The organism is Rhodococcus sp. BP-349 (genome assembly GCF_019835845.1).
Taxonomy (GTDB): Bacteria; Actinomycetota; Actinomycetes; order Mycobacteriales; family Mycobacteriaceae; genus Rhodococcoides.
The window spans coordinates 1,216,890-1,242,648 of the sequence record NZ_JABUDR010000001.1 but is presented as its reverse complement, the minus strand read 5'-3'; the positions used below and the strand labels follow the sequence as shown (position 1 = coordinate 1,242,648).

Sequence of the window (25,759 nt, the reverse complement as noted above, 5' to 3'; positions counted from 1 at the left end):
GGCCGTCACCGGACACCCGTACGGTGGTGTGATGTCGACGCCCGTGGCCGTACGCCGCTCCGCACCGGAACCGCTGACCTCACAGGCCCTCGCCGCGCTGCTGGGAGAGCACGTCGGCGAGCTCAGCGAGCGACTCGTCCTCGACATCCTGGTCGCCGAACAGTCGTACCTCGAGGCCACGTCGCTCACGCGGGACGAGCTCGCCACGGTGTGCACCGGCAATCTTCGCTCCATGCTCGACGCTCTGACCACGGGCGCGAGCGGCGACCTGGAACCCGCACGCGCGGCCGGCCGGATCAAGGCCGAGAACGCGGTGCCGTTGGCGGCGTTGCTGCACGCGTTCCGCCTCGGCGGTCGTCTGATCTGGGCCGAGCTCACCGCGGCGGCCGCGGGCCGGGCTCCGGAGGTGCTGCTCGCGATGGCGACCGAGGTGTGGGCTCTGGTGGACACCTACTCCGACGCGGCCGCGGAGGCGTATCGCGACGCCGCGGACCGGCTCGCACTCGACGACGCCGATGCGCGCCGCATGGTGCTGCGCGCGCTGTTCGACGAGACCGCCTCGGATCCCGCCGCCGCGCAGGACGCCCTGCGCGCCTTCCGTGTCCCGGACGCGGGCCACTTCGCCGTCGTGTCCGCCGAGACCACCGTCGACCGGGGTGCCACTCCGGGGAGCGCGCGCGAGAGCATCCTGCCGCTCGGTGTCGAGTCGGTGTGGGACACCGATGCGGACGGTCACCTGGGACTGCTGGTCGCCTCCGCGCCGGCGGTGCTCGACGATGCGGTGGACACCCTGGGCCGGCTCTACGGCACCCGACTGGGTGTCGGCACGTACTACGAGCGGTCGCTGTCCACCCCGACGGCGGTGGCGCAGGCCCGGACGGCTCGCCGGTGCGCACCGCCGGGGAGCGCGCGCATCAGTCGCTACGACGCGTGTCCGGTTCCGCTGCTGCTGGTCTCGACTCCCGACGCGGCCGCGCGGGCAGCCCGGCAGATCCTGGGTCCGCTCGCGGCGGCCGACGGTCCACACCGGCTCGCGGACCGGGACAGCCTGCTCGAGACCCTCGACGCGTGGTTCGCGGCCGCCGGTTCCACCACCGCGGCGGCAGACCGGTTGCACTACCACCGCAACACCGTGCTCTACCGGCTCCGCCGCATCCACGACCTCACGGGCCGCGATCACACGAATCCGGTGGATGCGGCCGAACTGTACGTCGGTCTGCGGGCGGCGGAGCTCGCCCGAGCTCGCTGACGGCGGTCGCTCGAACCAGAACATGTGTTCGAATGTCCGCGCTAGGATGGACACGTGACCTACGCACTCCAGGCGTCCCTGTTCGACGACGGCGCGGACGGACCGTCGCTCGGCTCCCTCACCTCCGTCCGGCGGACGGTGTTGACCGACGGCGCGTGGATCGACGTGTTGCCGAACTGGGTGAGCGGCTCGGACTCCGTCTTCGACCGGCTGGTGGACGAGGTCCCGTGGCGGTCGGAACGCCGACCGATGTACGACCGCGTCGTCGACGTCCCGCGCCTGGTCTCCTTCTTCCCCGACCCCGAGCGGCTGCCCTCCCCCGTCCTCGTCGATGCCGGTCGGCAGCTGAGCGAGCACTACCGAACGGAACTGGGCGAGGACTTCGCCACGGCCGGACTCTGCTTCTACCGCGACGGCAAGGACAGCGTCGCCTGGCACGGCGACGACCTCGGACGCGGAGCGCGCGAGGACACCATGGTCGCCATCGTGTCCCTCGGCGCCGCACGGCCGCTGATGCTGCGACCGCGCGGCGGCGGTCCCTCGGTGAGACACACTCTGGGACACGGTGATCTGATCGTCATGGGTGGGTCCTGCCAGCGGACCTGGGAGCACTGCGTGCCCAAGAGCACGCGCGCCACGGGGCCCCGGATCAGCGTCCAGTTCCGACCGCACGGCGTGCGCTGACAGCGTCGGCCAGCGCCCGCACGGCGCGTTCGGTGTCCGCCCACCCGAGGCAGGCATCGGTGATCGACTGGCCGTAGGTGAGCGGCTCCCCCGGCGTGCCGAGGTCCTGACGGCCCTCGACGAGGAAGCTCTCCACCATCACCCCCACGACGCCGCGGTCGCCGCCGGCGATCCGGTCGGCGAGGTCGCCCAGCACGTCGAGCTGGCGTCGGTGGTTCTTGGCACTGTTGCCGTGGCTGACGTCCACCACCACCCGCGGGTCCGCGCCCGAGCGCCGGAGCCGCTCCCCCGCGTCGGACACCGAGGCCGCGTCGTAGTTCGGGCCGGAGGACCCACCCCGGAGGATGACGTGCGCGTCCTCGTTGCCCGTCGTGCGCACGGCAGCCAGTCGGCCGTCGTCGTCGACCCCGGCGTACACGTGTGGCGACGTCGCCGAGCGCACCCCGTCGACGGCCACCTGCACGTCGCCGTCCGTTCCGTTCTTGATGCCCACCGGCATCGGCAGACCGCTGACCATCTGGCGGTGAACTTGCGACGACGCGGTGCGGGCACCGATCGCCCCGTACGTCACCAGGTCCGAGAGATGGCCGGACAGAGCAGGATCGAGGAATTCCGTCGCCGTGGGCAGGCCACTGTCGACGATGGCGGCCAAGATGCGCCGCGCCACCCGAAGCCCGGCGTCGAGATCGTCCGAGCCGTCGAGGCCGGGGTCGCTGAGCAGACCCTTCCAGCCAACCGACGTCCGTGGCTTCTCGAAGTAGACCCGCATGATCACCTGGAGCCGATCGCCCACCTCGTCGGCCAGGACGGCCAGCCGGCGGGCGTAGTCCAGCGCCGCGATCGGGTCGTGCACGGAGCACGGGCCGACCACGACGGCCACGCGGTCGTCGGCTCCGGTCAGGATGGCGCGCAGGGCGTCACGGCTGTCGGCGACGCGGAGAGCCGCGTCGGCGGACGCGGGTTCCGCGTCCCGCAGCGCACGCGGCGAGACCAGCGGACCTGTCCGCGACAGGTCGGGAAGAGTGTCGAGTGCGAGAGTCACGATGAGTCCTCGGGGCGGTCGGGTGAGACGTCACGACCGGGACACGCATTCCACGCGAGCCGGTCCTGCCGGCTCGTCGGATGGAGTGGGTCAGCGCATGGTTCCGCTGACCGGACCACCGAGGGCCGGCCTGCTGAACCAAAAATATGCTCGCTGCACGGGGAAACTGTAGCGCATGGCCGTACCGCCGCACCCGGGCAGCGGAAGCGGACATTCTTCCCCCTCGGCGTGGGATCATGGCCCGATGGCGATCGACACCTCTGACGGGGAACGCATCCAGAACAGCACGGCGTTCGAGAGAGCCGCCCGCGCAGGGCATCTCGTGAGCGGAGTGCTGCACCTCCTGATCGGATACATCGCGGTGCGGCTCGCCTTCGGACAGGGCGGCAACGCCGACCAGTCCGGCGCGCTGGGCGAGCTGGCCTCCAAGCCCGGCGGCGCGGTCATGCTGTGGATCGCTGTCGTCGCCTTCCTGGCCCTCGCGGCGTGGCGCATCCTCGAGGCGGTGGTGGGCAAGAAGACCGAGGCGGACTCCGGCAGTGCGACAGACCGGGTCAAGGCCGGGGCGCTCGCCGTCGTGTATCTCGCATTCGCCTGGTCTGCACTGAACTTCGCCCGCGGCGCCGGACAGTCGAGCGGGCAGCAGAACGCCGGACTCACCGCACGCCTGATGGAATCGACGATCGGCAAGGTCGTTCTCGTCGTGGCCGCGGCCGTGATCATCGGCGTCGGCGTCTATCACGTCTACAAGGGCATCTCCACGAAGTTCGAGAAGGACCTCGAGGGTCACGTCGGGCGTCCGGTCCGGGTCATCGGCGTGGTCGGGTACACCGCCAAGGGCCTCGCCCTCGTCGGTGTCGGTGTGCTGGTGGCCGCCGCCGTGCTGACCGCGGACCCCGGCAAGGCGACGGGTCTCGACGGCGCCGTCAAGACCCTGGGGGCGCAACCGTTCGGTCAGATCCTGCTCGTCCTCGCCGGGGTCGGTATCGCCCTCTACGGCGTCTACGCCGTCGTCCTGGCCCGGCACGCCCGGATGTGACGCTGCCACTTCTGTGACGCCGAACAAACTTGTACCTTGTTTCGCGGGCTTTTTTCTGCACGATGGTGCATAATCGGGGAATTACTCTGCATGTTCCCGCCGAAACCACCGCCGCCCCGGTTATCGAGAGCACGTTCCCTTCCGTGCCCATGACACCGCTCCGTCCCGCAGCCGCGCGCACACCGGCGCGGGACGACAACCCCGGCGTCCTACGCACCCTCGCGATGTTCCTGTTCGCACGCTGACGTCCGCCTCGATCTCCGGGGCGGGCGTTTCCGTCCACCTCGATAGGTTGTGCACAACTTGATTGTGCGCTATGTTTCTGAGGTGAACGACGCGCTGACACTGGACAAGCAAGTCTGCTTCGCCCTGTACTCGGCGTCGCGGGCAACCACCGCGGTCTACCGGCCACTGCTGGACGACCTGGGCATCACCTACCCGCAATACCTGGTGATGCTCGCGCTGTGGGAGCGGGACGGACTCGGCGTCTCGGAACTCGGTGATCGACTCGACCTCGACTCCGGGACCCTGTCTCCTCTGCTCAAGCGCATCGAGGCGCTGTCGCTCGTCACTCGCGACCGCTCACCGGAGGACGAACGACGCGTCGAGATCCGCCTGACGGAGGCGGGCCGCGCTCTTCGCTCGGCGGCCGCGCACATTCCCGAGTGCATCGTCACGGCGGCCGGCCTCACCGAAGACGAGACGACGGCACTCCTCGCGCTCGTCCGCAAGACCACCGCCTCGCTTCGTTCCGCCTGACCCATCCATCCCCACCACGAGAGGTTCCCCATGAAGACGCTGTACACCGCAGAGGCACTGGCCACCGGAGAAGGCCGCGACGGCCACGGGCGCACCACCGACGGAAAGGTCGACGTCGACCTCTCGATCCCGACCGAGATGGGCGGCAACGGCAAGGGAACCAATCCTGAGCAGCTGTTCGCCGTCGGCTACGCAGCGTGCTACCACTCCGCACTGCGCATGGTCGCAGGCCAGCAGAAGGCCGACGTCTCGGACTCGTCCGTCGGCGCGAAGGTGAGCATCGGCCCCAACGACGCCGGCGGCTTCCAGCTCGCCGTCGTCCTCGAGGTGACCCTCCCCAACCTCGACCACGACACGGCGCAGGCCCTCGCGGACAAGGCCCACGAGGTCTGCCCCTACAGCAACGCGACCCGCGGCAACATCGACGTGCAGATCACGGTCAGCGACGACTGACAGCGTCAGATCGGGTAGGTGACGCCCGTGAGCTCGACCGACCTGGTCCACAGCTCACGGGCTTTCGCCTCGTCCCGCGAGACCTTGTTCGATCCGACCTTCTTCGGGTGTCCGCTCAGTTCCTGGAACCCGTCCGGCCCGAAGTAGCCGCCGGACTGCAGCCCCGGCGCCGTCGCGGCGTAGAGCTCCGGCAGGCTCCCCATGTAGGCCGACTGGGCGAAGACCCTGCCGAGCGACATGAACGCGTCCTGCACACTCTCCGTCCGGCCCATCAACTCGGTGCTCGAGTAGCCGGGGTGCGCCGCCAGCGACAGCACGGGTGATCCCGCCGCGCGCAGACGCCGATCCAATTCGTACGCGAACAGCAGATTCGACAGCTTCGACTGCCCGTAGGCACCCCACCGGCTGTAGCGACGCTTCTCGTAGTTCAGGTCCGACAGCTTCAGTCCCGGTACCTGATGCATGAAACTGGACATGGTGACCACGCGGTCGGTGATCCTGTCCAGCAGAAGGCCCGTCAGCGCGAAATGACCGAGATGGTTGGTGCCGAACTGCATCTCGAAGCCGTCGGCCGTCCGCTTGAGCGGCAACGCCATGACGCCGGCGTTGTTGATCAACACGTCGACGGTGGGCGTGTTCTCGGCGAACTCCCGCACCGAACTCAGATCCGCGAGGTCGAGTCGACGTACCTCGGCTCGCTCACCGATCTCGTCCGCGATCGGCTTCGCCTTCTCCACGGTCCGGCAGGCCAGCACGACCGTCGCGCCGGCGCGCCCGAGCGCCTTCGCGGCCTCTGCGCCGAGCCCACTGTTGGCCCCCGTGACCACGAAGGTCCGGCCGGTCTGATCCGGTACATCGGTCTCGACCCACTTGTGTGCGGACGTCTGTGCCATGCGCTTCCCCCTGAGACTTCTCTCGGCCACTCGCCGCGGCCGACCGCGTTCGAGGGTACCGGCGCACTACGCTGGATCCGGTGCCCGCACCGCTGCCCATCCGAGACGGCCTGAATCCGACGCGGATCCGGATGCCGGACCCGCCGGCGGAGCACGGGACCATCGTCGAGTACCTCGTCGCACGGTTCCCGAACGATGCGGCAGCCCTGCGCGCGAAGGTGGCGGGCGGCGAGGTCGTCGATGCCGGTGGACGGCCCGTGTCGATCGACAGTCCCCTGGTTCCCCGCGCCGACGTGTATCTGTACCGGGATCCACCCGTCGAACCCGAGGTGCCGTTCGCCGCCCCGATCCTGCATCGAGACGACGCGATCGTGGTGGTCGACAAGCCGCACTTCCTGGCGACGACTCCGCGGGGTCGCTTCGTCGTGCAAACCGCACTGACCCGGCTGCGGCGCGAGTTGGGAAACGACGCACTGTCCCCGGCGCACCGCCTCGATCGCCTCACCGCGGGCGTGCTCGTCTTCACCGCGCGACAGGACGTCCGGCGCGCCTACCAGGAGATGTTCCGGGATCGCAGCATGGTCAAGGTCTACGAAGCGGTGGCCCCGGATTCACCGATCTCGTTCCCGCGCACCGTGATCAGCCGCATGGTCAAGGATCGCGAATCACTGCAGGCGACCGAGGTGCCGGGTGAGCCGAACAGCGAGACCGTGATCGAGAAGGTGCACACGGTGGGCGACCTGGCGCTCTACCGCCTGCATCCGCGCACGGGCAAGACCCATCAACTACGCGTGCACATGGCCTCTCTCGGTCTGCCGATCATCGGCGACTCGCTGTACCCGCTACCGCGGGACGTCGCGGTCGACGACTACCGGAACCCACTGCAGCTGCTGGCGCGGAGCATCGACTTCACCGATCCACTCACCGGCGAACCGCGCCACTTCGCGTCGCGGCGGACCCTCTCGCTGTCCGCCCCGTGATCCCGTCCGATTCGTCGCGGGGCCCGTCTCGTTCTGTGGCGGGCGGCGTCGACAGTGGTTCTTCACAAACGATCTTCGCGGTCGGGTCCGTGGTCCGTCACGGTAAAGTTCGTGCGATGAGACTCCTTCCCGCCACGCTCGCCGCTGCCGCCACCCTCGCCCTGGTCCTGGGTGGATGCAGCTCCGAGGATCAGCAGTCCGCACAGGACACCGCGAACAACGCCGCGGAATCGGTGGGAGACGCGGCCCAGGGCGCGCTCAGCTCCGCCCAGTCGGCCGCACCCGGCATCCAGTCGAGTGCCGGCAGCCTGGCCGACGATGCCGGCACCGTGTTCGACGACGCCAAGCGCGCGACCTTCGTCGCCGCCTACAAGGCACAGTTCTCCGCGCTCTCCGAGGGGAAGTCCGACGAGGACATCGAATCGCTGCTCGGCAGCATCTGCCAGCAGATCACCGACGGCAAGGAGAAGGACGCCGTGGTCACCGACATCCGGTCGCAGGCCACCAACAACGGCAACGAGCCCGGCGTCGACGAGGCCGGTCGCATCTACGACCAGGCGAAGGTCGCCTGCCCCTGACCTGACGAGCTCGGCGAGGTGCGCGGGCTGTCGGTGATCGGGGTTAGCGTGACGATCGTTCCCCCTCGGAAGGATGTCATCGTGCCGACCCACCCCGTCTCGCGCACCACGCCCTGCTGCCAGGGTGTCGTTCCGCCCTATCTCCTGCAGCGCCTCGCGTCGGCCCCCGCGGAACGCAGTGCCCGCCTCGACACCGCCCCGTCCGTCGCGAGCCGCACGCTGGAACTCGACGACGAGATGCGGCGCCGACGCGACTCGACGCGGTCCACCGTGTCGCCCACCGCCCCCCGCGGCGCCGTCGCGAATCGACTGCAGCGCACCATCGCCGACGCGAAGAACACGCAGACCCTTCCCGGCGACGTCGTCCGGCGCGAGGGTGATCCTGCTGTCGGCGATGCCGCAGCGGACGAGAGCTACGACGGGCTGGGGCTGACGTACGCCCTGTTCGACGAGGTCTACGGATGGGCGAGCCTGGACGGCAAGGGACTCCCCCTCGACGCCACCGTGCACTACGGCGAGCAGTACGACAACGCGTTCTGGGACGGCGACCGCATGGTGTTCGGCGACGGAGACGGCGAGGTGTTCACCCGCTTCACGGTGTCGCTGTCCGTCATCGCGCACGAGTTGGCCCACGGTTTCACGCAGTACACCTCACAGCTCGAGTACGCCGGCCAGTCCGGCGCCCTCAACGAGTCGGTGTCCGACGTGTTCGGCGTACTCGCCGAACAGCGCTCGCGCGGGCAGAACGCCGAGGACGCGTCCTGGCTCGTCGGCGAGGGGCTCTTCCTCCCCGACGTGCAGGGCACCGCCCTTCGCTCCATGCTGGCTCCCGGTACCGCGTACGACGACGACGTCCTCGGGAAAGATCCCCAGCCCGCCGACATGGCGGGGTACGTCGAGACCACCGAGGACAACGGCGGGGTGCACATCAACTCCGGTATCCCCAACCGCGCGTTCGCAGAAGCCGCCGTGGCGCTTCGTGGGCCGGCCTGGGATCGGCTCGGGCAGGTCTGGTTCGACACCCTCACCTCCGGCACCCTGACGCCCACCGCCGACTTCGCCTCCTTCTCCGCGGCGACGGTCGCCGCGGCGACGGCTCGCTACGGATCGGGGTCCGACGTTCACCGTGCCGTCGTCGGCGGGTGGACTACCGTGGGACTCGAGCCGGCCGGAACGGGATCCGCGTCCGACGCGGCGGACGAGGCGAGCAAGAGGACGTGACATGGTCATCGTGGTGGTGCGCAGCGGTGGCGTGGCCGGGATGACCCGCCGCGGAAGCGTCGACACCACCACCGCGGGCGACGACTGGCAACACTTGGTCGAGCGCGCTCTCCCGTTGCTTTCCTCGCTCGACGACTCGTCGACGTCGGTGCGCGACGGGTTCCGGTGGCGCCTCGAGATCGGGGAGCACTCGTGCGAGACCGGCGATTCGGCGCTCACCGGTCCGCTGCGCGAGCTTGCGGAACGCACCTTGAAGGAGGGGCGTCCGCCGCGATAGCGGCGGCCTCCCTGCGTGCCAGGTTCGCGTTCCACCACGGGTCGCTCCCGGGTTCGTCGAGGATGCAGGCGCGCAACTCCGGTTCCAGAGTGGACACCGCCGGCACCGCGTCCGCGGACAGCGTGGACAGATAGTCGACGTCGATCAGTCCGGTCCGTTCGTAGCGCTCGACTGCCCGCTCCGCGACCAGGGCATCGACGTTCACCACCGCCATCACCAGCACGCCCAGCGCCGCCGTACCGACGATCACGGCGGGCAGACGGCGCGAGGACCATCGCGCACCGGCGACGATGACGGCGAGCACGACGACGCCCAGCCACACCTCGACGGCCATGACACCGACGCGGAGTCGAGTGAGACCGAACTGCTGCTCGTACAAGGACATTCGATACACCGCCGACCAGACGACCACCAGTGTCAGGACGCACAGCGACCCGAACGCGACGCGCGCGAGCACCCGGTCGCGCCGCACCTCGGCGTCGACCTTGCGTACCTGCACGGCGACCACGACGAGCACGCCGACGGTCACCGTGATCAGCTGCCAGAACCCGGATCGAGCGTGGTCCGCGAACGTCAGGTCGTCCGTGGTCATCACATGGTCGTGTCCGCCGAACAACGTGGCCGCCTGCACCACCACGAACGCGGCGAACACGACGACGAGCGCCGACACGGGCACCGCCCACTCCCATGTCGGTCGTCGTCGACCGGCGCCGAGCGCTAGCGAGTCGAGTTCCGCCGCGTGCCGTCTCGCGTGGGCGACACCCAGAATCCACAGCGCGACGCCCAGAGCCACGACCGGCCCCCGTGGGTCGACGTCGAGAGACACGGTCGGGATCACCGAGTCGACGAGCGAGGCGAAGCGGTCGTCGGCGCCCGCGAACAGCAGCGTGAACACGGTGACCAGCAGGGCCGTGCTCACCACGACGCGGAGCGCGCGCGCCGCGGACCGCCGCGACGGGAGCGTCAGCCCGGCGGCACCGGATCCGAGCGAGCGCACCACGGCTCCCTGCGCCGCGACGGGCATGAGAGGGGCCAGCAGCGTCGCGGTGAAGGTCGTCGATCTCGTGGTCGACAGAGCCACACACCACACGGCAAGTCCGACGGACGACGCGGCGAGCCATCCCGAATCCCGGACGAACGGGACCAGCAGCAGCGCGAACGCGGCGCTGATCCATGCCGCGGACCAGCAGGATCGCCGGTCCGGCAGCACTCTGTCCGGAAACCCGGCGGCGAGGACGGCCGCGACGCCGACGACGAGGTAGGCCACCGACGGCCGGTCGGTCAGCGCGATGCCGCCGACCACGCCGACCGCTGCGGCGGAGCCCACTGCCCAGCGACGCGGAGACTCGGTGACGGTACGGATCGGCGACTGCGCCGCAGGATCGGGAAGTAGGTCGGTGGTCATCGTGAACCTCTTTCAGGCAGGGATGATCACGTGAGCACCGGATGCGGTGTCACGTGCCGAGTGCGGACGGTGGGGTCAGACGGGAAGGGTGAGCCGGAAGCAACACCCGGCGCCGACGTCGACCACATCGACTGTGCCGCCGTGCAACTCGGCGGCCCAACGAGCGATGGCGAGCCCGATGCCGGTGCCGCCGTCGGTCGACCCGCCGCGGACGAACCGGTCGAAGACCCGAGCGCGATCGGCCGGCGCGATCCCGTCGCCCTCGTCGACCACGTCGATGCGCACCGTGTCGTCACCCACCACGGCCGACACGGCCACTGCACCGTCGGGCGGACCGTGTCGCACGGCGTTCTCGACCAGATTGGCCATCACCTGCCGTACCCGTTCCTCGTCGGCGGTCACCGTCGCACCGGGAGGCTCGACCGACACCGAGAACCGGGTCGCCGTGCTCTGGGTGACCACGCTGGTCAGGAACTTGCGGAGGTCGAACGTGCTGCGCGACAGACCGACTGCGCCACCCTCGAGCTTGGAGAGATCCAGGAGGTCGTCGACGAGCCGAGCCAGACGTTCGGTCTGCTCGAGGGCGACTCCCACCGTCGCCGGGGTCGCCTCCTGCACCCCGTCGGCGATGTTCTCGAGCACGGCCTGCAGCGACGCGATCGGTGTCCGGAGTTCGTGCGAGACGTTGCCGATCAGCTCCCGCCGATAGCGGTCGGCCTCTGCGAGGTCTGCCGACATCGTGTTGAACGCGACGGCCAGCTGGCCGATCTCGTCCCGCGACGTGGCACGGACCCGGTGCGTGTAGTCCCCGTTCGCCATCGCTCGCGACGCCGCGGTCATCTCGCGCAGCGGCGAGGTCATCCCGTGCGCGACGATCTGTGTGACGACCAACGCGACGACCAGAGCGAGCAGTAACGCGTACCGGAACGGCTGCTGGGCCGCGAGCCAGAAGGTGCCCGATGCCGCGAACAGTGCGATGACCACCACCAGGCCGGTCTTGACCTTGAACGAGCGCAGCGAGTCCAGGGGGCGGATCATCCGCGTGCCCGGAACGCGTAGCCGACGCCGTGGACCGTGCGGACGACGTCGGAGCCCAGTTTGCGCCGTAACGCCTTCACGTGGCTGTCGACCGTGCGGGACGGCACCGACGTCATCGAGTCGTCGCGCGACCATCCCCACACGTCCGACAGCAACCGATCTCGTGCGAATGCCGCGCCCGGCCGCCGAGCCAGGAACAGCAGCAGATCGAACTCCGTGCGCGTGAGGTGGACCTCGTCACCGTCACGGAACACCCGTCGCGCGTGCTCGTCGACCCGGACGTCGTCGAACTCGTGCACCACGGCCGGCGTCGGCGCCGGATGGCGCTCCACTCGCCGGAGCAGGGCATGCACGCGGGCCACCAGGGTGCGCATCGAGAACGGCTTGGACATGTAGTCGTCAGCACCCACCCCGAGGCCCACCAGCTGGTCCGTCTCGTCCGACCGCGCCGTGAGCATGAGGACGGCGACGGCGCCCTCGGGGCGGGACTGGATGCGTCGGCACACCTCGAGACCGTCGAACCCGGGCAACATCACGTCGAGGACCACCAGGTCGGGCTTCGTGAGCGCCACCGTCTCCACGGCGGCCGGTCCGGTCGCGGCGAGGTCGACGTCGAAGCCCTCGGACCGCAGCCGCGCGGCGATCGCATCGGCCAGGGCCTTCTCGTCCTCGACCACCAGAATTCGTCGTCGGTCCATGAAACAGACCGTAACGGCATCATGTGCGGGTCTCGGGGACGCGATGTGAAGATTCCGTGGAGATCGCCGCGGGATCTCTCAGCCGAGGAGCCGCGCCACCTCGGCGGCCGCGCGCCCACCCGAGACGAGTGCACCCTGGATCGACGGAGTGTCGCGATGATCGCCGGCGAGCAGCACGCGGTCACCGACCCGCAGCGATCGTCGGAGCGGCATCCCGGCTGCCTGGACCGGGAGCGCATGCCTCACGTCGTGACGCACGATCACCCGCCACGACGCGGTGGACCGGCCCCACAATCGATCGAGTGCGGCGCGCACGACGTGTTCCTCGGCGTGCCCGGTGTCGTCCAAGAGCGTGGTCGCCTGCACCAACGTCTTCCCGGCAGGTGCGTATCCCGGTGCGATGGAGCTCATCTCGGCGGTGTTGACCACCACCCCGCCCACTCCCGAGATGCGCAGGAACCGGTCGGATTCCGCGGTGTCGGCCTCGAACCACCATGTCGACAACCCGCGCATGACAGAGGCCCGGGTATCCGTCAGGTCGTTCGCGCCTCGCGCGTCCGTCGCCACCACCACGGCGCGGGCCCGCAGCACCGACCCGTCGGCGATCCGTACCGCGGGTGCCGCGCCGTCGACGACCTGTTCGACGCGCGAGGAGTACGCGATGTCGACCCCGGCATCGCGGGCGAGTTGTTCGGGGAACGCCTGCATCCCGCTGTTCGGCACACCGGGCGTCGCGAGGAGGAAACTCCGGAGCACCAGCCGGACGTAGCGGTCCGAGGTGTCACCGACGCCGTCGGCGAGGACGCCGCTGAGAAACGGGGCCAGCAGCGCGGAACGCAGCGGACCGCGGAGGCCGAGCCGGTCCCAGTCGTCGGCGAGTGCGGCGTCGGGGGCGGCGGCCAGCCGGCGCACCGATCCGAGAGCAGGTAACGCCCAGCGTGCGGCGCCGATGACGGCGCGCGGGCGCAGTATGCCCAACCGAGCCGCGGACCGCACCGTCCCGGGCAGGAGGCCCGGGTGCCGTGTCGGGTCGGCGACGGTGTGCGGTCGCCCCGAGCCGTCGACGATGCGCACACCGCGACCGGCGACCCGCAGATCGAGAGCAGTCACGTCGACGTGGCGCTTCACGGCCGGGTACGAGGGATTGAGGAGCTGGAACCCGCGATCGCACCGGAACCCGTCCACGACGTCGGTGCGGATCCGCCCACCCGGCGAGTCCCCCGCCTCCACCACGCGGACGGTGAACCCGCGACGACGCAGCGCGGCGGCGCACCGCAGACCGGCGACACCCGCCCCCACCACGATCACGTCCGCATCGATGTCAGCCATGATCTATCGATACCATCCGACGGTCGTCGCCCTTGCACGGCAGGCCCGGAAACGAAGAAAACCACCTGCGCAGGCAGGTGGTTCTCGGTGACGACTACTTCCTCGGTGGCCAGAGCCGGGATCGAACCGGCGACCTTCCGCTTTTCAGGCGGACGCTCGTACCGACTGAGCTACCTGGCCGTGGGCACCCGTACGGGTACCGGTGATGCTGTACTACTCGGTGCTGTTCATCATCGCATCACTGAGGTCTGTGCGACCTCTGAGGTGTTGCGACCCTGACGGGACTCGAACCCGCGACCTCCGCCGTGACAGGGCGGCGCGCTAACCAACTGCGCCACAGGGCCATGCTGTGAAGCATGTACTGCGTGGAAGACCCTACTGCATCTTCGTCCTACTTCTTACCACTACCCGTTGCAGCGTCGTCACTCGCTGAAACGTACCCCCTACGGGATTCGAACCCGCGCTACCGCCTTGAAAGGGCGGCGTCCTAGGCCGCTAAACGAAGGGGGCCCGTCGAATCGCTCCGACCGTACCCCAACGGCGTTCCGTTGGGAGCTTGGATAGCTTAGGACACCGCTTTGGGATTGTACAAATCCGCAGTTCAGGCTATGTTTCGACGCTCACGGCGTCGACTCGGGGCCACCCGTCGACGCGCCACTTGTCGAGCCATTCCCGAGACGCCATCGCCATCAGGAGAACCTCCAGGGACTCCTCGAACAGCACCACCAGATCGGTGTCCTCGGCGGTCAGATCGGCCATGTACCGCTGGCCGGCGAGCGAGGTCACCAGCACGCGCGTGAACATGCGCGGATCGATGTCGGGACGCAGCAGACCGGTCTCGTGCGCCTCGGCCGCGAGCTTGTGGGCGGTACGGCCCCACACGGCGCCCGCTCCCTCACGGATGCTCGCGTGGAACTCGGGTTCGACGACGAGTCGGAACTCCGCACGCACGACGACGTTCTCGTCGAAGGACCGGGCGAGCTGGATGATGAGGTCGTGCAGCCACTCCAGCGCGTCCATGCCGCTCGGGCGCTCCACATCCATGATCGCGACGTACTTCTCCATCGCCGTCTGCAGAACGGCGCGGGCCAGTTCTTCCTTCGAGCTGAAGTGGAAGTACATCGCACCCTTCGTGGCGCGCGATCCCTCGAGGATCGTGTTGACCGACGCCGCGGTGTACCCACGCTTGCTGAACTCGTACGCGGCCGCCTCGACGATCGCGGCCCGGGTGCGTCGAGCACGTTCCTGCTGTGCCATTGCGCTGTTGCCTCCGAAATTGAACACCCTGAAGGGCCCTGATACTGAGTGAAGGTTAGCCGACAAACCTGAGAATCCCCTCGGACGTGGCCGCAAACATCGAGCTCGAGCGGGTTCTCCCAGCGTGTCCGGACGGCTCCACCAGCCTGTCGTGCGTTCCGATGACCGATTTGTCGGACATCTCCTCGGCTTCGACCCGAATGTCGACCGTAAAGAATGGTGATGACTCATAGGGAACAGGTGAATGGTGAATGCGTCACTCTCGGCGCCGAGGCCAGGTCGAGGGCATCCGGTGGTGGTCCATTACACTCGTCGAGCACTGCCCCTATAGCTCAGTTGGTAGAGCTACGGACTTTTAATCCGCAGGTCGTAGGTTCGAGCCCTACTGGGGGCACAACATCTGAGGGCACAACAGCTGAGGGCACAACAGCTGAGGGCACACACGCTGCTCCCACACCCGGCGCTCAGGAGTTCCGACTCAGCCGGGCCCCGATGCTCTGGTGGAGCGTCCGCAACGCGTTCTGGCCCAGCGCCACGGTCTCCGACTCGATGTGCCGGAGCAGATGCGCGTCGCTCACCACCTTCTCGGAGGACTGGATCAGCACCGTTCCGGCACCGGTGAAGTCGAACTGCCGCTCCTCCCCCGTCTGCGCTCCGAGGAGCATCCCCTGCGCCGCACCCAGGAAGCTCTGCATCCACTGTGCGTCGAAGTGATGGGACGGAGCAGGGCAGTCGGCCCAGCCGACGAGCGCCTGCGGATCGACGCGAACGGGCGGTTCGGCGAAGACGACCGCACCGTTGGACGAGGCGAGGAACTTCCCGGTGCCGAGCAGCGTCAGGAAACCGGGCACGATGGACTGCTTCAACTCGAGGCCGGGTTCGAAGGCCAGCAGGTTCGACGCACGGATGGTCAGGTTGCCGTCGTCGAGGTCGAACGAGTTGATGTCGAACCCCCGATCGCCGAGCACCACCTTGCCGTGCCCGGTCGCGAGCACCCAGTCGTTCGCGTACAGCGGCGACGAGAAACGCGACGCCACGACGGCGGCCATCGACGTCCGTCCGAGAGGCTCGAACTGCACCGACCCGTAGTAGGCGATCATCGCGCCCTTCGCCGTGAACCACGGCTGCCCCGCGAGTTCGATACAGAATGCGTACGCGTTCCCCGGGACGTTGTCGTTCACCGGCAGGGTGTGGGGGTTGTGCACGACGTCGGTCATGTCCGATCCCTCTCGTCAGAACTTCTGCTCGGACGCCTGGACCCACACGGTCCCTGCGCCGCCGATCGCGAGTTGCACAGCTTCGCCCGAACCGCGGCCCACGGCGTCACGCCACCCGACGTTCGCGGAGATGTCGACGGTCAGAGTGCCGCGGTGACACACGTAGGCCTGCGGATCGACCACCACCTGCGGCCGGTGCGGACCCACCTCGATCTCGACCGTCCCACCGTGGGACAGCACGGCCACCTGCCCACGGCCGGCGACCTGTGTCGTGAACATGCCCTGCCCCGTCATCGCCCCGCGCACCGCTCCGCGGACCCCACCCTGCTGCGTCAGGGGTACGACCGACGTGGACAGTGGCCCGCTGTGCGCGAGCAACCGTGACGCCTCGACCGACAGGAGGCCGGTCCCGTCGAGATCGATGATCGACACGTGCAGCCCGGCGTGGCCGTAGTGCACGGTGCCGGACCCCTCGGCGGCCATCATGGCAACGTGTTCGCCCGACATCATCCGGCCGGCCATCCCCGCGGCGGCACCCATTCCCGGCATGCCGCCGGCGCCGCCGATCGTGTGCGGGACGAAGCGGACGTCGCCCTGGTGGAACAGCATGGATCCGCGGCGCGCGAGCGTGGGCGAGCCCGGGGCGACGGTCGACTTCACGACCTTGCTGTTGACGAGTTCCAACATGTCAGCGCTCCTGCGGCTGGATGTAGACGACGCCGGTGCCGTCGAAACGGAGGGAGAAGGCCTCGCCGCTCCCACCACCGACGGCCGACCGCCACGTGACGTCGGTGACGAAGCTCTGCGTCACCTGACCCCGGTGCGCGACGAAGGCGTCCGGATCGACCACCAACGGGTACTGCGGCGACACCTCGAGCGCGATGAGCGGTCCGCCGGCGGACAGCAGCCCCACCTCGCCCTGCCCCCTGACGACCGTCGTGAACAGACCCTGCCCGGACGAGGCGCCGCGGAGCCCGGCAAAGGCCACGTCGGACCGTAGTCCGCCGGACAGAGCCAGCAACTGCGACGACTCGACGTGGAGTGCGTCACCCGCCAGCGGCACGACGACGACGTGCTGCGCGTCGACCGCGAGGCGCACCGTCCCCTGTCCCGCCATCTCCATCAGGGACAGCGACTCGCCGGTGACCTTCTGCTTCAAGGCGGCCCGCAGTCCACCGCCACCGCCCATGCCGGCGTTCCGGAAGGTCACCTGACCCTCGTACGCGATCATCGATCCGGTGACCGCCCGCACGCTGTCCCCGTGCAGGTCGACGACCAGAACGCGGTGTCCCTCGGTTCTCAGTTGCGCCACGGCAGACAGAATGGCAGACAACGGCCGTCTGCACAGGGGCTCCGGTGATCCACCACCGGTCACCGACCGGAGAGTGACGCACAGTACTTGGAGTTCGTTTCTCGCAGAAGTCACAACACCTGGACCCCGTACCCCGAGGCATATACTGGGGGAGGTCGACGACGAACGGGCGTAACGAACTGTCGCCCCGCTCGATGGACGTCTACCGGACGGTACGCATCCCTCGCGGCGGCCCGTCGAAGCAATTCACATCGAAGTTACGGTGCCGTAGGCTGCCCTCACAGTACGAGGCAGCGCGGTCATCGCGCGGAAGCAGTGAGCCGAACACCATTCTGGAGGACACGCATGGCACGGGATCTGACACAACTGGAGCTGCTCGGAGAGCTGCAGCCGGTTGCGGAAGAGAATCTGAACCGGCATCTCTCCATGGCGAAGGAGTGGCACCCCCACGACTACGTCCCCTGGGACGAGGGGCGCAATTTCGCGGCGCTCGGTGGCGAGGACTGGTCACCCGAGCAGTCGCGACTCGACGAGGTGGCCAAGGCCGCCATGATCACCAACCTCCTCACGGAGGACAACCTGCCGTCGTACCACCGCGAGATCGCGGAGAATTTCTCGCAGGACGGCGCCTGGGGCACCTGGGTGGGTCGGTGGACCGCCGAGGAGAACCGCCACGGCATCGTGATGCGCGACTACCTCGTGGTCACCCGTGGCGTGGATCCCGTCGCGCTGGAGCAGGCTCGTATGGAGCACATGACCAACGGGTTCTCCTCCGCCGCGGCCGGTGGCCACGACCAGATGGGATTCCTGCACTCCGTCTCGTACGTGACGTTCCAGGAGTTGGCCACGCGAGTGAGCCACCGCAACACCGGCAGGGTCTGCAACGACCCCATCGCCGATCGCATGCTCCAGCGCATCGCGGCCGACGAGAACCTGCACATGATCTTCTACCGCAACCTGTGCGGCGCAGCCCTCGACATCTCGCCCGACCAGGCTCTGCGTGCCATCGCGGACATCGTGCAGAACTTCCAGATGCCCGGTGCCGGCATGCCCAACTTCCGCCGCAACGGTGTGCTGATGGCCAAGCACGGCATCTACGATCTGCGTCAGCACCTCGAGGACGTCGTGATGCCGGTGCTGCGCAAGTGGAGCATCTTCGATCGCACCGACTTCACCGCCGAGGGCGAGCAGACGCGCGAGGAACTCGCCGCCTTCCTCGAGAAGCTGGAGAAGGACGTTCTCAAGTTCGAGGAGCAGCGCGATCGCATGCTCTCTCGTGAGGCCGCCAAGCGCCAGGCCGCGCAGGCGTCCTGACCCCACTCACGCCGACGGTGTGATTGGCCGAGTTCGGACTCGGCGGATACTCTCGATGTGCCCGGCAACCGTGTCTGCGGATGCCGGGCACATCGCTGTTTCCACTACTGACGGGTGACACTGGCCATGACTCTGCAGATCGGATCTCTGACCCTGCGCAGTCCCGTCGTGCTCGCTCCGATGGCCGGGGTCACCAATGTCGCGTTCCGCACGCTGTGCCGCGAGCTCGAGGAGAACCTGACGGGCAGCACCTCCGGGCTGTACGTCTGCGAGATGGTCACCGCGCGCGCCCTCGTCGAACGGCAACCCGCCACGTTGCACATGACCACGTTCGGCCCGACCGAGACGCCGCGCTCGTTGCAGCTCTACACCGTGGATCCGGACACGACGTACGACGCCGCGAAGATGATCGTCGACGAGAACATGGCCGACCACATCGACATGAACTTCGGCTGCCCCGTGCCCAAGGTCACCCGCAAGGGCGGCGGCGCTGCCCTGCCGTACAAGCGATCGCTGTTCGGGCGCATCGTCGCCGCGGCGGTCAAGGCCACCGAAGGGACCGACATCCCGGTGACCGTCAAGTTCCGGATCGGCATCGACGACGAGCACCACACTCACCTCGACGCAGGACGGATCGCCGCCGGCGAGGGTGCAGCGGCCGTCGCGCTCCACGCCCGCACCGCAGCGCAGCGCTACTCCGGTACGGCCGACTGGTCCGAGATCGCGCGCCTCAAGGATCACGTCCGCGACGTCCCCGTCCTGGGCAACGGCGACATCTTCGACGCGTCCGATGCCGCCCGGATGATGGCCGAGACCGGCTGCGACGGCGTGGTGGTCGGCCGCGGCTGCCTCGGACGCCCGTGGCTGTTCGCCGAGCTGTCCGCCGCTCTGCGGGGAACCACTCCGCCGACACCGCCCACGCTGGGCGAGGTCGCCGTCATCATGCGTCGGCATGCGGAACTGCTGTCCGACCACCACGGTGAGGGCCGAGGGCTCCGGGAGATGCGCAAGCACGTCGCCTGGTACATGCGCGGCTTCCCGGCAGGCTCGGACCTGCGGGTGCGCATGGCGACCGTCTCGACGCTCGCGGAGCTCGACGAGCTGCTGGCACGCCTGGATCCGTCCGTACCGTTCCCGGCCGACGCCGAGGGCCCCCGCGGTCGCCAGGGCTCCCCCGGCACCGTGTCGCTGCCCGACGGCTGGCTCGACGATCCCGACGACTGCGCGGTGCCGGCAGGCGCTGATCTGATGCACTCGGGCGGATGATCAGTACTATGGCGTCGATCCGTCGACCCGTGGTCGACGGCCGAGAGAAAGACGGAACGACCAGTGGGTGACGAGAACGAACCCGGGTCACCCACACCCGGACGACGCGCCCCGTGGGAGCGTCCGATCTCACGCGTACCGCGCTCCGACCGTGACTCCGAGACGGCGGCCGCGTCGCCCGAACAACCTCCGTCACCGCCGCAACGCTCTGCGCAGGACGTCCCGGCGCAGGAGCAGCGCCCATCGACAGACCGACCCGCGCCGGACCAGACTCCGCCGTCCTCCTCCGACGACCAGGACCGGCGACTCTCGGTGGCCGAGGTCGTGGACCGGATCTCCCGCATGGGATCGAACCGAGGACGCGCGGCGGGCCACGACGAGTCGCCTACCTCGGATGCCGACGACCGCGCGGGCGCTGCTCCCGGTCCCCCGCCGTCCCCCCCGGCACCGTCTGCACCCGCGGCACCGCCGACTCCGCCCGTTCGACCTCGCGAGGACGCGGAGCCGCCCACCGAGGTGATCGATCCCGTCGCCGACGAGCGCCGCACCACCGACCGTCCGGCACCCGAGGCGGTGGGCCCCATCGCACCTCCGACCCTCACGCGGCTCGCCCTCGGTCGCGCGCGCAAGCGGAAGCGGATGCGGGTCGCCGGCCGCGTCGGCGTCTCGATGATCTCGATCGTGGCGCTCCTCGTCACCGGTGTCGTGTGGGGATACCTCCGTGCGACCGACCGCGGGTTCGAGCAGGTCGCGGCACTGGACACCGAGTCCGCCGACGTCGTCGACGCGCCCGGCCAGTACGGCGACGAGACGTACCTCATCGTCGGGACGGACACCCGCGCCGGGGCGAGTGGCACCCTCGGCGCAGGCACGGTGGCCGACGCCGAGGGCGCGCGTTCCGACACCGTCATGCTCATCAACATCCCGGCCGATCGCAGTCGCGTGGTCGCCGTGTCGTTCCCCCGCGACCTCGATGTCGAGCGTCCCGAGTGCGAAGCCTGGGACAGCACCACCGGCGACTACACAGGTGAGATCTATCCGGCCGCCGACGGCGACAAGCTCAATGCGACCTACGCTCTCGGCGGACCGAAATGCCTGGTCAAGATCATTCAGAAGATCTCCGGACTGCGTATCGGCCACTTCGTGGGTATCGATTTCGCCGGCTTCGAGTCGATGGTGGACGAGGTGGGCGGGGTGGACGTGTGCTCTCCCGTACCGCTGGTCGACGAAGAGCTGGGCACCGTGCTGGCCACCGCGGGGGAGCAACGCATCGACGGTCGCACGGCGCTCAACTACGTCCGTGCGCGCAAGGTGGACGCCGAGGGCACGGGAGACTACGGGCGCATCAAGCGTCAGCAGCTCTTCCTCTCCTCGCTTCTGCGCTCCGTGCTGAGCAACCGTGTGTTGTTCGATCCGGGCGCCCTCAACGGCTTCGTCACGGCCTTCACTCGCGACACGTTCGTCGAGAACGTGAAGACGGCGGACCTGTTGACGCTCGGCAAGTCGCTGCGCGGCGTCGCGGCGGGCGCGGTCACGTTCCTCACCGTCCCCACCTCGGGTACCACCGACTACGGCAACGAGATCCCCCGCACCGACGACATCAAGGCGATCTTCCAGGCCATCATCGACGACCAGCCGCTTCCGGGTGAGGAGCGTGCTCCGGAGACCACACCCGAGGTGGCGCCGCCGGTCGTCACCGAACCGCAGATCGCGGTCGATCCGTCCCTGGTGTCGGTTCAGCTGTCCAACGCCTCGGACACCAGCGGACTGGCCGCCACCACCGCGGACGAACTCGCGGCCTACGGCTTCCAGATCGTCGGTACCGGCAATGCGGAGACCACCGGCACCGCGGCGACCGTCGTGCGGTACGGCGCCGGATCGATCGCCGACGCGGCCACCGTGGCCAGCACCATCCCGGGAGCCGTCCTCGAGGAGACACCGACTCTCGGCGGCATCGTCGAGGTGGTGCTGGGAACTGACTTCGAGGGGTTCCTGACGGCGCCGACCCTCGCCGGCGAGGTGCTGCCGACCTTTGCAACCGGGGTCTCCGGAGCCTCCACGGATGCTGCCCTTCCGAGCGATCTGACGGTCACGAACGGCGCCGACGAGTCCTGTGTGTGAATCGCTGCTCCGCATTCACCGCCCGTTCACCGCCTGCATGCCCTGAACCCACCTCCGGCCGAGTAAAATCGGGCCATGCGCGTGGCTTACAACGAACAGATGACAGAACTCGCCGACCTGCTCGGCGAGATGGCCGCCCTGGCCGGTAGTGCAATGGAGCGCGCCACGCAGTCCCTGCTGCAGGCAGATCTCCGGATCGCCGAGCAGGTGATCGGCGAGCACGACAAGATCACCGACCTCAGTGCCCAGGCCGAGGAGCGCGCCTTCGCGCTGCTCGCGCTGCAGGCACCCGTCGCCGGCGACCTCCGCTCGGTCGTCTCCGGCATCCAGATCGTCGCGGACATCGACAGGATGGGGGCTCTCGCCCTGCACGTCGCCAAGATCGCGCGTCGTCGCCACCCCCAGCACGCACTGCCGGAGGAGGTCAACGGGTACTTCGCCGAGATGGGACGTATCGCCGTCGCCCTCGGCTCCTCCGCACGTGAGGTGCTCGAGACCCGCGACCCCGAGCGCGCCGCGAAACTCCGCGAGGAGGACGAGGCGATGGACGACCTGCACCGTCATCTGTTCAGCGTCCTCATGGACAAGGAGTGGAAGCACGGCGTCGCCGCAGCCGTCGACGTGACCTTGCTGGGCCGCTTCTACGAGCGCTTCGCCGACCACGCCGTCGAGGTGGGCCGCCGGGTCATCTTCCTGGTCACCGGCAGCCTGCCCAGCGACCTGCCGACGCCTCCCGCGCAGCACGTGTCCTAGTTCTTCCACTCGGCGTTCTTCCACTCGGTACCCGGACACACGAAAGGGCGCCCTCCCCGCGGGGAGGGCGCCCTTTCGTGTGTGGACGCGCGAGCTGAGGTCTAGCCGAAGCGGCCGGAGATGTAGTCCTCGGTGGCCTTCTGCGACGGGTTGGAGAAAATCTTCTCGGTGTCGTCGATCTCGATCAGGTTGCCCGGCTTGCCGGTCGCCTCGAGGTTGAAGAATCCGGTCTGATCGCTCACACGCGCAGCCTGCTGCATGTTGTGCGTGACGATGACGATGGTGAAGTCCTTCTTCAGCTCACCGATCAGGTCCTCGATCGCCAACGTCGAGATCGGGTCGAGAGCCGAGCAGGGCTCGTCCATGAGCAGGACGTCGGGCTGCACCGCGATCGCACGGGCGATGCACAGTCGCTGCTGCTGACCACCGGACAGGCCGCCGCCCGGCTTGTCGAGGCGGTCCTTGACCTCGTTCCACAGATTCGCGCCCTTGAGCGACTCCTCCGCGACCTCGTCCAGCTGCTTCTTGCTGCGTCCACCTTGGAGCTTCAGGCCGGCCACGACGTTGTCGCGGATGGACATGGTGGGGAACGGGTTCGGACGCTGGAAGACCATGCCGATGGTGCGGCGGACGCCGACCGGGTCGACACCGGAACCGTAGATGTCCTCGCCGTCGAGCAGCACCGAACCCTCGACGCGGGCACCCGGGGTGACCTCGTGCATGCGGTTCAGCGAGCGGAGCACCGTGGACTTGCCGCAGCCCGACGGTCCGATGAAGGCCGTGACGCTACGAGGAGGAACGGAGAGTGTCACGTTCGACACGGCATGAAACTTGCCGTAGAAGATGTTGACGTCCTTGAGATCGAGTCGTTTTGCCATGTCGAGATCCTTCTGTCAGAAGTTCTTGGGAGCGAAGAAGCGGGAGACCAGCTTCGCGCCGATGTTCAGCACCGCGACGATGAGGATGAGTGTGAGGGCGGCACCCCACATCCGCTCGCTGGTGAGGGCAGCGGTTCCGGCCTTCTGGAGGTCGACCATCATGAGCGGCAGCGACGTCTGCGGACCGGCGAACAGGTTGAAGTTGATGGCCGTCGCGGATCCGACCAGGATCAGCACCGGCGCCGTCTCACCCATCACGCGGGCGAGAGCGAGCATGATGCCCGTGACGATGCCGGAGAGCGCCGTCGGGACGACGATCTTGGCGATGGTCTTCCACTTGGGCACACCGAGCGCGTAGGACGCCTCGCGCAGGTCCTGGGGAACGATGCGCAGCATCTCCTCCGCCGACCGCACGATCACCGGGATCATCAGCAGGACCAGGGCGAGCGAGACCGCCAGGCCCGACCGGTCGAAGCCGAACGTCGCGATCCACAGCGAGTAGATGAACAGCGCTGCGACGATGGACGGGACACCGGTGAGGATGTCGACCATGAACGTCGTGGCCTTCGCGAGCCGCGTGCCCACGCCGTACTCGACGAGGTAGATGGCGACGAAGATGCCGATCGGGATGGAGATGACCGCGCAGAAGAGTCCCTGCAGCAGCGTTCCGACGATGGCGTGATACGCGCCGCCGCCTTCCTTGAAGGGGGTCACACCCGCCTGGGAGTACTGCCACCAGTCGGCCGTGGCGACGGCGCCGATGCCGCGGGAGACGACGGTGTAGAGAACCCAGATCAACGGGACGAGAGCGACGAGAACCGCGAGGGACACGAGCACGGTCGCGATCGAGTCGGATGCCTTGCGACGGGCGCTGACACCCTGGAAGGTCGGCTCCTTGACGGGGCGATCCATGGTGGCGGTTCCGCCGGACGTGGTGTCGGCCATGGGTCAGTCCTTCTTTCCAGCGATGGCGGCGCGCGCGCCGGCGTTGACGACGAAGGTGAGGACGAACAGCACCAGGCCCGCGGCGATGTAGGCGCCGGCCTGCAGCTGGTTGTTGAACTCACCCGCGGCCAGAGCGATCTTGGTCGCGAACGTGTTGCCGCCGTCGAACAGCGTCCAGCCGAACGTCTCCTGGGTGCTGCGGATGATGATGTAGAGCGCGATGGTCTCACCGAGAGCGCGGCCGAGGCCCAGCATCGAGCCGCTGACGAAGCCGGACTTGCCGAACGGGATGACCGTGGTGCGCACGACCTCCCACCGGGTGGCGCCGAGGGCGAGAGCCGCCTCGATCTGGCCGCGGGGCGTCTGGACGAACACCTCACGGGTGACCGCGGCGATGATCGGCAGGATCATGACGGCGAGAACGATCGCACCGGTGAAGATGGTGCCGCCGCCGGCGATGGAGACCGATCCGGTGGCGAACAGCGGGAACCACGCGAGGTTCGTGTTGAGCCATTCCGCGACGGGCGAGATGACCGGCGCGAGAACGTACAGGCCCCAGAGACCGAAGACGATGGACGGCACGGCGGCCAGCAGGTCGATGACGTAGCCCAGCGGGCCTGCCAGACGCTTCGGGGCGTAGTTCGTCAGGTAGATCGCGATGCCCAGTGCCACCGGCATGGCGATCAGTAGAGCCACCACCGACACCGTGGCCGTGACCAGAAACAGGTCGCGGACGCCGAAGAGCATGGCGGACGTGTCCGAGGTACTCCACTGCCCGTTGTAGGTGAAGAAGTTGACGGTGTTGTTCTGCAGAGCGGGGATCGCCCGCCACAGGAGGAACCCACCGATCGCCGCGATCAGGACGATGACGAAGACACCGGAACCGGTGGCGAGCGTCGAGAAGATGCGGTCACCCGGGCGGGTGACCGTACCTGAGGCTTTGTTGTCGGGCACTGGTGTCGGCGCTTCCGTCTTGCGAGCGGCGCTCACGGCCGATGTGGTGGCCGGCGTGACGTCGCTGATCGAATGGGTGTCGCTCATACCGCTCACT

26 protein-coding genes and 4 tRNA genes are annotated in these 25,759 nt (G+C 68.6%); 14 read left to right on the top strand and 16 right to left on the bottom strand.

The features are described from left to right. The first annotated feature begins 31 nt into the window (after positions 1–31). Positions 32–1,249: a CdaR family transcriptional regulator gene (locus tag HQ325_RS05865; RefSeq protein WP_222627229.1), complete on the top strand. Its 1,218-nt coding sequence runs from the start codon at positions 32–34 to the stop codon at positions 1,247–1,249. Between the two features lie 54 nt (positions 1,250–1,303). Further along, positions 1,304–1,933 carry an alpha-ketoglutarate-dependent dioxygenase AlkB gene (locus HQ325_RS05860; protein WP_222627227.1) on the top strand — a complete coding sequence of 210 codons (630 nt, stop codon included), beginning with the start codon at positions 1,304–1,306 and terminating at the stop codon, positions 1,931–1,933. Here HQ325_RS05860 and HQ325_RS05855 read toward each other — a convergent pair. Then, the gene (locus tag HQ325_RS05855; protein ID WP_308014269.1) at positions 1,899–2,975 is read right to left on the bottom strand and encodes a 3-deoxy-7-phosphoheptulonate synthase; all 1,077 of its coding nucleotides are present in this window, start codon (positions 2,973–2,975) and stop codon (positions 1,899–1,901) included. The genes HQ325_RS05860 and HQ325_RS05855 overlap by 35 nt on opposite strands. Positions 2,976–3,219: 244 nt before the next feature. Between HQ325_RS05855 and HQ325_RS05850 the strand changes: the two genes are divergently transcribed. The 3 genes from HQ325_RS05850 (at position 3,220) to HQ325_RS05840 (ending at position 5,226) form a co-directional block, all read left to right on the top strand. Continuing rightward, positions 3,220–4,014: a DUF1206 domain-containing protein gene (locus HQ325_RS05850; RefSeq protein ID WP_222627225.1), complete on the top strand. Its 795-nt coding sequence runs from the start codon at positions 3,220–3,222 to the stop codon at positions 4,012–4,014. Positions 4,015–4,341: 327 nt separating this feature from the next. Continuing rightward, positions 4,342–4,773, top strand: coding sequence for a MarR family winged helix-turn-helix transcriptional regulator (locus tag HQ325_RS05845; RefSeq protein WP_222627223.1), 432 nt, complete (start codon positions 4,342–4,344; stop codon positions 4,771–4,773). Between the two features lie 30 nt (positions 4,774–4,803). Beyond that, a complete protein-coding gene (locus tag HQ325_RS05840) occupies positions 4,804–5,226 on the top strand; it encodes an organic hydroperoxide resistance protein (RefSeq protein WP_056070367.1) in 423 nt (140 codons plus the stop codon). A 5-nt stretch (positions 5,227–5,231) separates the two neighbouring features. Here the strand turns inward: HQ325_RS05840 and HQ325_RS05835 are convergent, their stop codons facing one another. After that, on the bottom strand, positions 5,232–6,119 hold the full coding sequence (locus tag HQ325_RS05835) for an oxidoreductase (protein ID WP_222627221.1): 888 nt from the start codon (positions 6,117–6,119) through the stop codon (positions 5,232–5,234). A 131-nt stretch (positions 6,120–6,250) separates the two neighbouring features. Between HQ325_RS05835 and HQ325_RS05830 the strand changes: the two genes are divergently transcribed. The 4 genes from HQ325_RS05830 (at position 6,251) to HQ325_RS05815 (ending at position 9,175) form a co-directional block, all read left to right on the top strand. Beyond that, positions 6,251–7,099 carry a pseudouridine synthase gene (locus tag HQ325_RS05830; RefSeq protein WP_222628936.1) on the top strand — a complete coding sequence of 283 codons (849 nt, stop codon included), beginning with the start codon at positions 6,251–6,253 and terminating at the stop codon, positions 7,097–7,099. Between the two features lie 116 nt (positions 7,100–7,215). After that, positions 7,216–7,677, top strand: coding sequence for a hypothetical protein (locus HQ325_RS05825; protein WP_222627219.1), 462 nt, complete (start codon positions 7,216–7,218; stop codon positions 7,675–7,677). An 81-nt stretch (positions 7,678–7,758) separates the two neighbouring features. Beyond that, positions 7,759–8,898, top strand: a complete 1,140-nt coding sequence (locus HQ325_RS05820; protein WP_308014267.1) for a M4 family metallopeptidase — start codon at positions 7,759–7,761, stop codon at positions 8,896–8,898. Position 8,899: 1 nt separating this feature from the next. Next, positions 8,900–9,175 carry a protealysin inhibitor emfourin gene (locus HQ325_RS05815; protein WP_222627217.1) on the top strand — a complete coding sequence of 92 codons (276 nt, stop codon included), beginning with the start codon at positions 8,900–8,902 and terminating at the stop codon, positions 9,173–9,175. On the opposite strand, the gene HQ325_RS05810 is transcribed toward HQ325_RS05815, so the two are convergent. The 8 genes from HQ325_RS05810 to HQ325_RS05775 all read right to left on the bottom strand — a co-directional run bounded on the left by HQ325_RS05810 (position 9,114) and on the right by HQ325_RS05775 (position 14,902). Further along, a complete protein-coding gene (locus tag HQ325_RS05810) occupies positions 9,114–10,580 on the bottom strand; it encodes a DUF4153 domain-containing protein (protein ID WP_222627215.1) in 1,467 nt (488 codons plus the stop codon). The genes HQ325_RS05815 and HQ325_RS05810 overlap by 62 nt on opposite strands. A gap of 75 nt (positions 10,581–10,655) precedes the next feature. Further along, the gene (locus HQ325_RS05805; protein ID WP_222627213.1) at positions 10,656–11,618 is read right to left on the bottom strand and encodes a HAMP domain-containing sensor histidine kinase; all 963 of its coding nucleotides are present in this window, start codon (positions 11,616–11,618) and stop codon (positions 10,656–10,658) included. Beyond that, positions 11,615–12,316 (bottom strand): response regulator transcription factor, encoded by a 702-nt coding sequence (locus HQ325_RS05800; RefSeq protein WP_222627211.1) that lies wholly within the window; start codon positions 12,314–12,316, stop codon positions 11,615–11,617. The genes HQ325_RS05805 and HQ325_RS05800 overlap by 4 nt, the downstream gene beginning before the upstream one ends. Positions 12,317–12,394: 78 nt before the next feature. Then, positions 12,395–13,645, bottom strand: coding sequence for an FAD-dependent oxidoreductase (locus tag HQ325_RS05795; protein ID WP_222627209.1), 1,251 nt, complete (start codon positions 13,643–13,645; stop codon positions 12,395–12,397). 106 nt (positions 13,646–13,751) lie between these two features. After that, a tRNA-Phe gene (locus tag HQ325_RS05790) sits at positions 13,752–13,825 on the bottom strand. A 90-nt stretch (positions 13,826–13,915) separates the two neighbouring features. Continuing rightward, positions 13,916–13,989: transfer RNA gene (locus tag HQ325_RS05785), tRNA-Asp, on the bottom strand. 93 nt (positions 13,990–14,082) lie between these two features. Next, positions 14,083–14,155, bottom strand: a tRNA-Glu gene (locus HQ325_RS05780). A gap of 96 nt (positions 14,156–14,251) precedes the next feature. Further along, positions 14,252–14,902 (bottom strand): ScbR family autoregulator-binding transcription factor, encoded by a 651-nt coding sequence (locus tag HQ325_RS05775; protein WP_222627207.1) that lies wholly within the window; start codon positions 14,900–14,902, stop codon positions 14,252–14,254. Between the two features lie 321 nt (positions 14,903–15,223). On the opposite strand from HQ325_RS05775, the gene HQ325_RS05770 reads away from it, so the two are divergent. Next, positions 15,224–15,296 (top strand) — tRNA-Lys (locus HQ325_RS05770). Between the two features lie 70 nt (positions 15,297–15,366). Here HQ325_RS05770 and HQ325_RS05765 read toward each other — a convergent pair. Genes HQ325_RS05765 through HQ325_RS05755 form a run of 3 tightly spaced genes read right to left on the bottom strand, consistent with a single transcriptional unit; the run spans position 15,367 to position 17,422 of the window. Beyond that, positions 15,367–16,119, bottom strand: coding sequence for an AIM24 family protein (locus tag HQ325_RS05765; RefSeq protein WP_222627206.1), 753 nt, complete (start codon positions 16,117–16,119; stop codon positions 15,367–15,369). Positions 16,120–16,134: 15 nt separating this feature from the next. Further along, entirely contained in the window at positions 16,135–16,806 is a 672-nt protein-coding gene (locus HQ325_RS05760; protein ID WP_222627204.1) for an AIM24 family protein, read from the bottom strand. Position 16,807: 1 nt separating this feature from the next. Then, entirely contained in the window at positions 16,808–17,422 is a 615-nt protein-coding gene (locus tag HQ325_RS05755) for an AIM24 family protein (RefSeq protein ID WP_374107208.1), read from the bottom strand. 354 nt (positions 17,423–17,776) lie between these two features. On the opposite strand from HQ325_RS05755, the gene HQ325_RS05750 reads away from it, so the two are divergent. The 4 genes from HQ325_RS05750 (at position 17,777) to phoU (ending at position 22,885) form a co-directional block, all read left to right on the top strand. After that, positions 17,777–18,745, top strand: a complete 969-nt coding sequence (locus tag HQ325_RS05750; protein WP_222627202.1) for an acyl-ACP desaturase — start codon at positions 17,777–17,779, stop codon at positions 18,743–18,745. Between the two features lie 126 nt (positions 18,746–18,871). Beyond that, positions 18,872–20,011 (top strand): tRNA dihydrouridine synthase DusB, encoded by a 1,140-nt coding sequence (dusB, locus tag HQ325_RS05745; RefSeq protein ID WP_222627200.1) that lies wholly within the window; start codon positions 18,872–18,874, stop codon positions 20,009–20,011. A gap of 342 nt (positions 20,012–20,353) precedes the next feature. After that, complete coding sequence (locus HQ325_RS05740; RefSeq protein WP_261778976.1) at positions 20,354–22,132, top strand: LCP family protein; 1,779 nt, start codon at positions 20,354–20,356, stop codon at positions 22,130–22,132. 75 nt (positions 22,133–22,207) lie between these two features. After that, on the top strand, positions 22,208–22,885 hold the full coding sequence (gene phoU, locus HQ325_RS05735) for a phosphate signaling complex protein PhoU (protein ID WP_027504265.1): 678 nt from the start codon (positions 22,208–22,210) through the stop codon (positions 22,883–22,885). 101 nt (positions 22,886–22,986) lie between these two features. On the opposite strand, the gene pstB is transcribed toward phoU, so the two are convergent. Genes pstB through pstC form a run of 3 tightly spaced genes read right to left on the bottom strand, consistent with a single transcriptional unit; the run spans position 22,987 to position 25,749 of the window. After that, on the bottom strand, positions 22,987–23,763 hold the full coding sequence (gene pstB, locus HQ325_RS05730) for a phosphate ABC transporter ATP-binding protein PstB (protein ID WP_027504266.1): 777 nt from the start codon (positions 23,761–23,763) through the stop codon (positions 22,987–22,989). Between the two features lie 15 nt (positions 23,764–23,778). Beyond that, positions 23,779–24,708, bottom strand: a complete 930-nt coding sequence (gene pstA / locus HQ325_RS05725) for a phosphate ABC transporter permease PstA (protein ID WP_222627196.1) — start codon at positions 24,706–24,708, stop codon at positions 23,779–23,781. Positions 24,709–24,711: 3 nt separating this feature from the next. After that, positions 24,712–25,749, bottom strand: coding sequence for a phosphate ABC transporter permease subunit PstC (pstC, locus tag HQ325_RS05720; protein WP_222627193.1), 1,038 nt, complete (start codon positions 25,747–25,749; stop codon positions 24,712–24,714). Positions 25,750–25,759: the final 10 nt, after the last annotated feature.

What these genes read in the sequence shown, in the direction of transcription:
- HQ325_RS05835 (WP_222627221.1), bottom strand. Translation starts at nt 6,119, where the DNA reads ATGGCACAGACGTCCGCACACAAGTGGGTCGAGACCGATGTACCGGAT.
- HQ325_RS05850 (WP_222627225.1), top strand. Translation starts at nt 3,220, where the DNA reads ATGGCGATCGACACCTCTGACGGGGAACGCATCCAGAACAGCACGGCG.
- pstA (WP_222627196.1), bottom strand. Translation starts at nt 24,708, where the DNA reads ATGGCCGACACCACGTCCGGCGGAACCGCCACCATGGATCGCCCCGTC.
- pstC (WP_222627193.1), bottom strand. Translation starts at nt 25,749, where the DNA reads ATGAGCGACACCCATTCGATCAGCGACGTCACGCCGGCCACCACATCG.
- HQ325_RS05815 (WP_222627217.1), top strand. Translation starts at nt 8,900, where the DNA reads ATGGTCATCGTGGTGGTGCGCAGCGGTGGCGTGGCCGGGATGACCCGC.
- HQ325_RS05830 (WP_222628936.1), top strand. Translation starts at nt 6,251, where the DNA reads ATGCCGGACCCGCCGGCGGAGCACGGGACCATCGTCGAGTACCTCGTC.
- HQ325_RS05865 (WP_222627229.1), top strand. Translation starts at nt 32, where the DNA reads ATGTCGACGCCCGTGGCCGTACGCCGCTCCGCACCGGAACCGCTGACC.
- HQ325_RS05800 (WP_222627211.1), bottom strand. Translation starts at nt 12,316, where the DNA reads ATGGACCGACGACGAATTCTGGTGGTCGAGGACGAGAAGGCCCTGGCC.
- HQ325_RS05840 (WP_056070367.1), top strand. Translation starts at nt 4,804, where the DNA reads ATGAAGACGCTGTACACCGCAGAGGCACTGGCCACCGGAGAAGGCCGC.
- dusB (WP_222627200.1), top strand. Translation starts at nt 18,872, where the DNA reads ATGACTCTGCAGATCGGATCTCTGACCCTGCGCAGTCCCGTCGTGCTC.
- HQ325_RS05810 (WP_222627215.1), bottom strand. Translation starts at nt 10,580, where the DNA reads ATGACCACCGACCTACTTCCCGATCCTGCGGCGCAGTCGCCGATCCGT.
- HQ325_RS05750 (WP_222627202.1), top strand. Translation starts at nt 17,777, where the DNA reads ATGGCACGGGATCTGACACAACTGGAGCTGCTCGGAGAGCTGCAGCCG.
- HQ325_RS05765 (WP_222627206.1), bottom strand. Translation starts at nt 16,119, where the DNA reads ATGACCGACGTCGTGCACAACCCCCACACCCTGCCGGTGAACGACAAC.
- HQ325_RS05805 (WP_222627213.1), bottom strand. Translation starts at nt 11,618, where the DNA reads ATGATCCGCCCCCTGGACTCGCTGCGCTCGTTCAAGGTCAAGACCGGC.
- HQ325_RS05775 (WP_222627207.1), bottom strand. Translation starts at nt 14,902, where the DNA reads ATGGCACAGCAGGAACGTGCTCGACGCACCCGGGCCGCGATCGTCGAG.
- HQ325_RS05760 (WP_222627204.1), bottom strand. Translation starts at nt 16,806, where the DNA reads ATGTTGGAACTCGTCAACAGCAAGGTCGTGAAGTCGACCGTCGCCCCG.
- HQ325_RS05795 (WP_222627209.1), bottom strand. Translation starts at nt 13,645, where the DNA reads ATGGCTGACATCGATGCGGACGTGATCGTGGTGGGGGCGGGTGTCGCC.
- HQ325_RS05740 (WP_261778976.1), top strand. Translation starts at nt 20,354, where the DNA reads ATGGGATCGAACCGAGGACGCGCGGCGGGCCACGACGAGTCGCCTACC.
- HQ325_RS05825 (WP_222627219.1), top strand. Translation starts at nt 7,216, where the DNA reads ATGAGACTCCTTCCCGCCACGCTCGCCGCTGCCGCCACCCTCGCCCTG.
- phoU (WP_027504265.1), top strand. Translation starts at nt 22,208, where the DNA reads ATGCGCGTGGCTTACAACGAACAGATGACAGAACTCGCCGACCTGCTC.
- pstB (WP_027504266.1), bottom strand. Translation starts at nt 23,763, where the DNA reads ATGGCAAAACGACTCGATCTCAAGGACGTCAACATCTTCTACGGCAAG.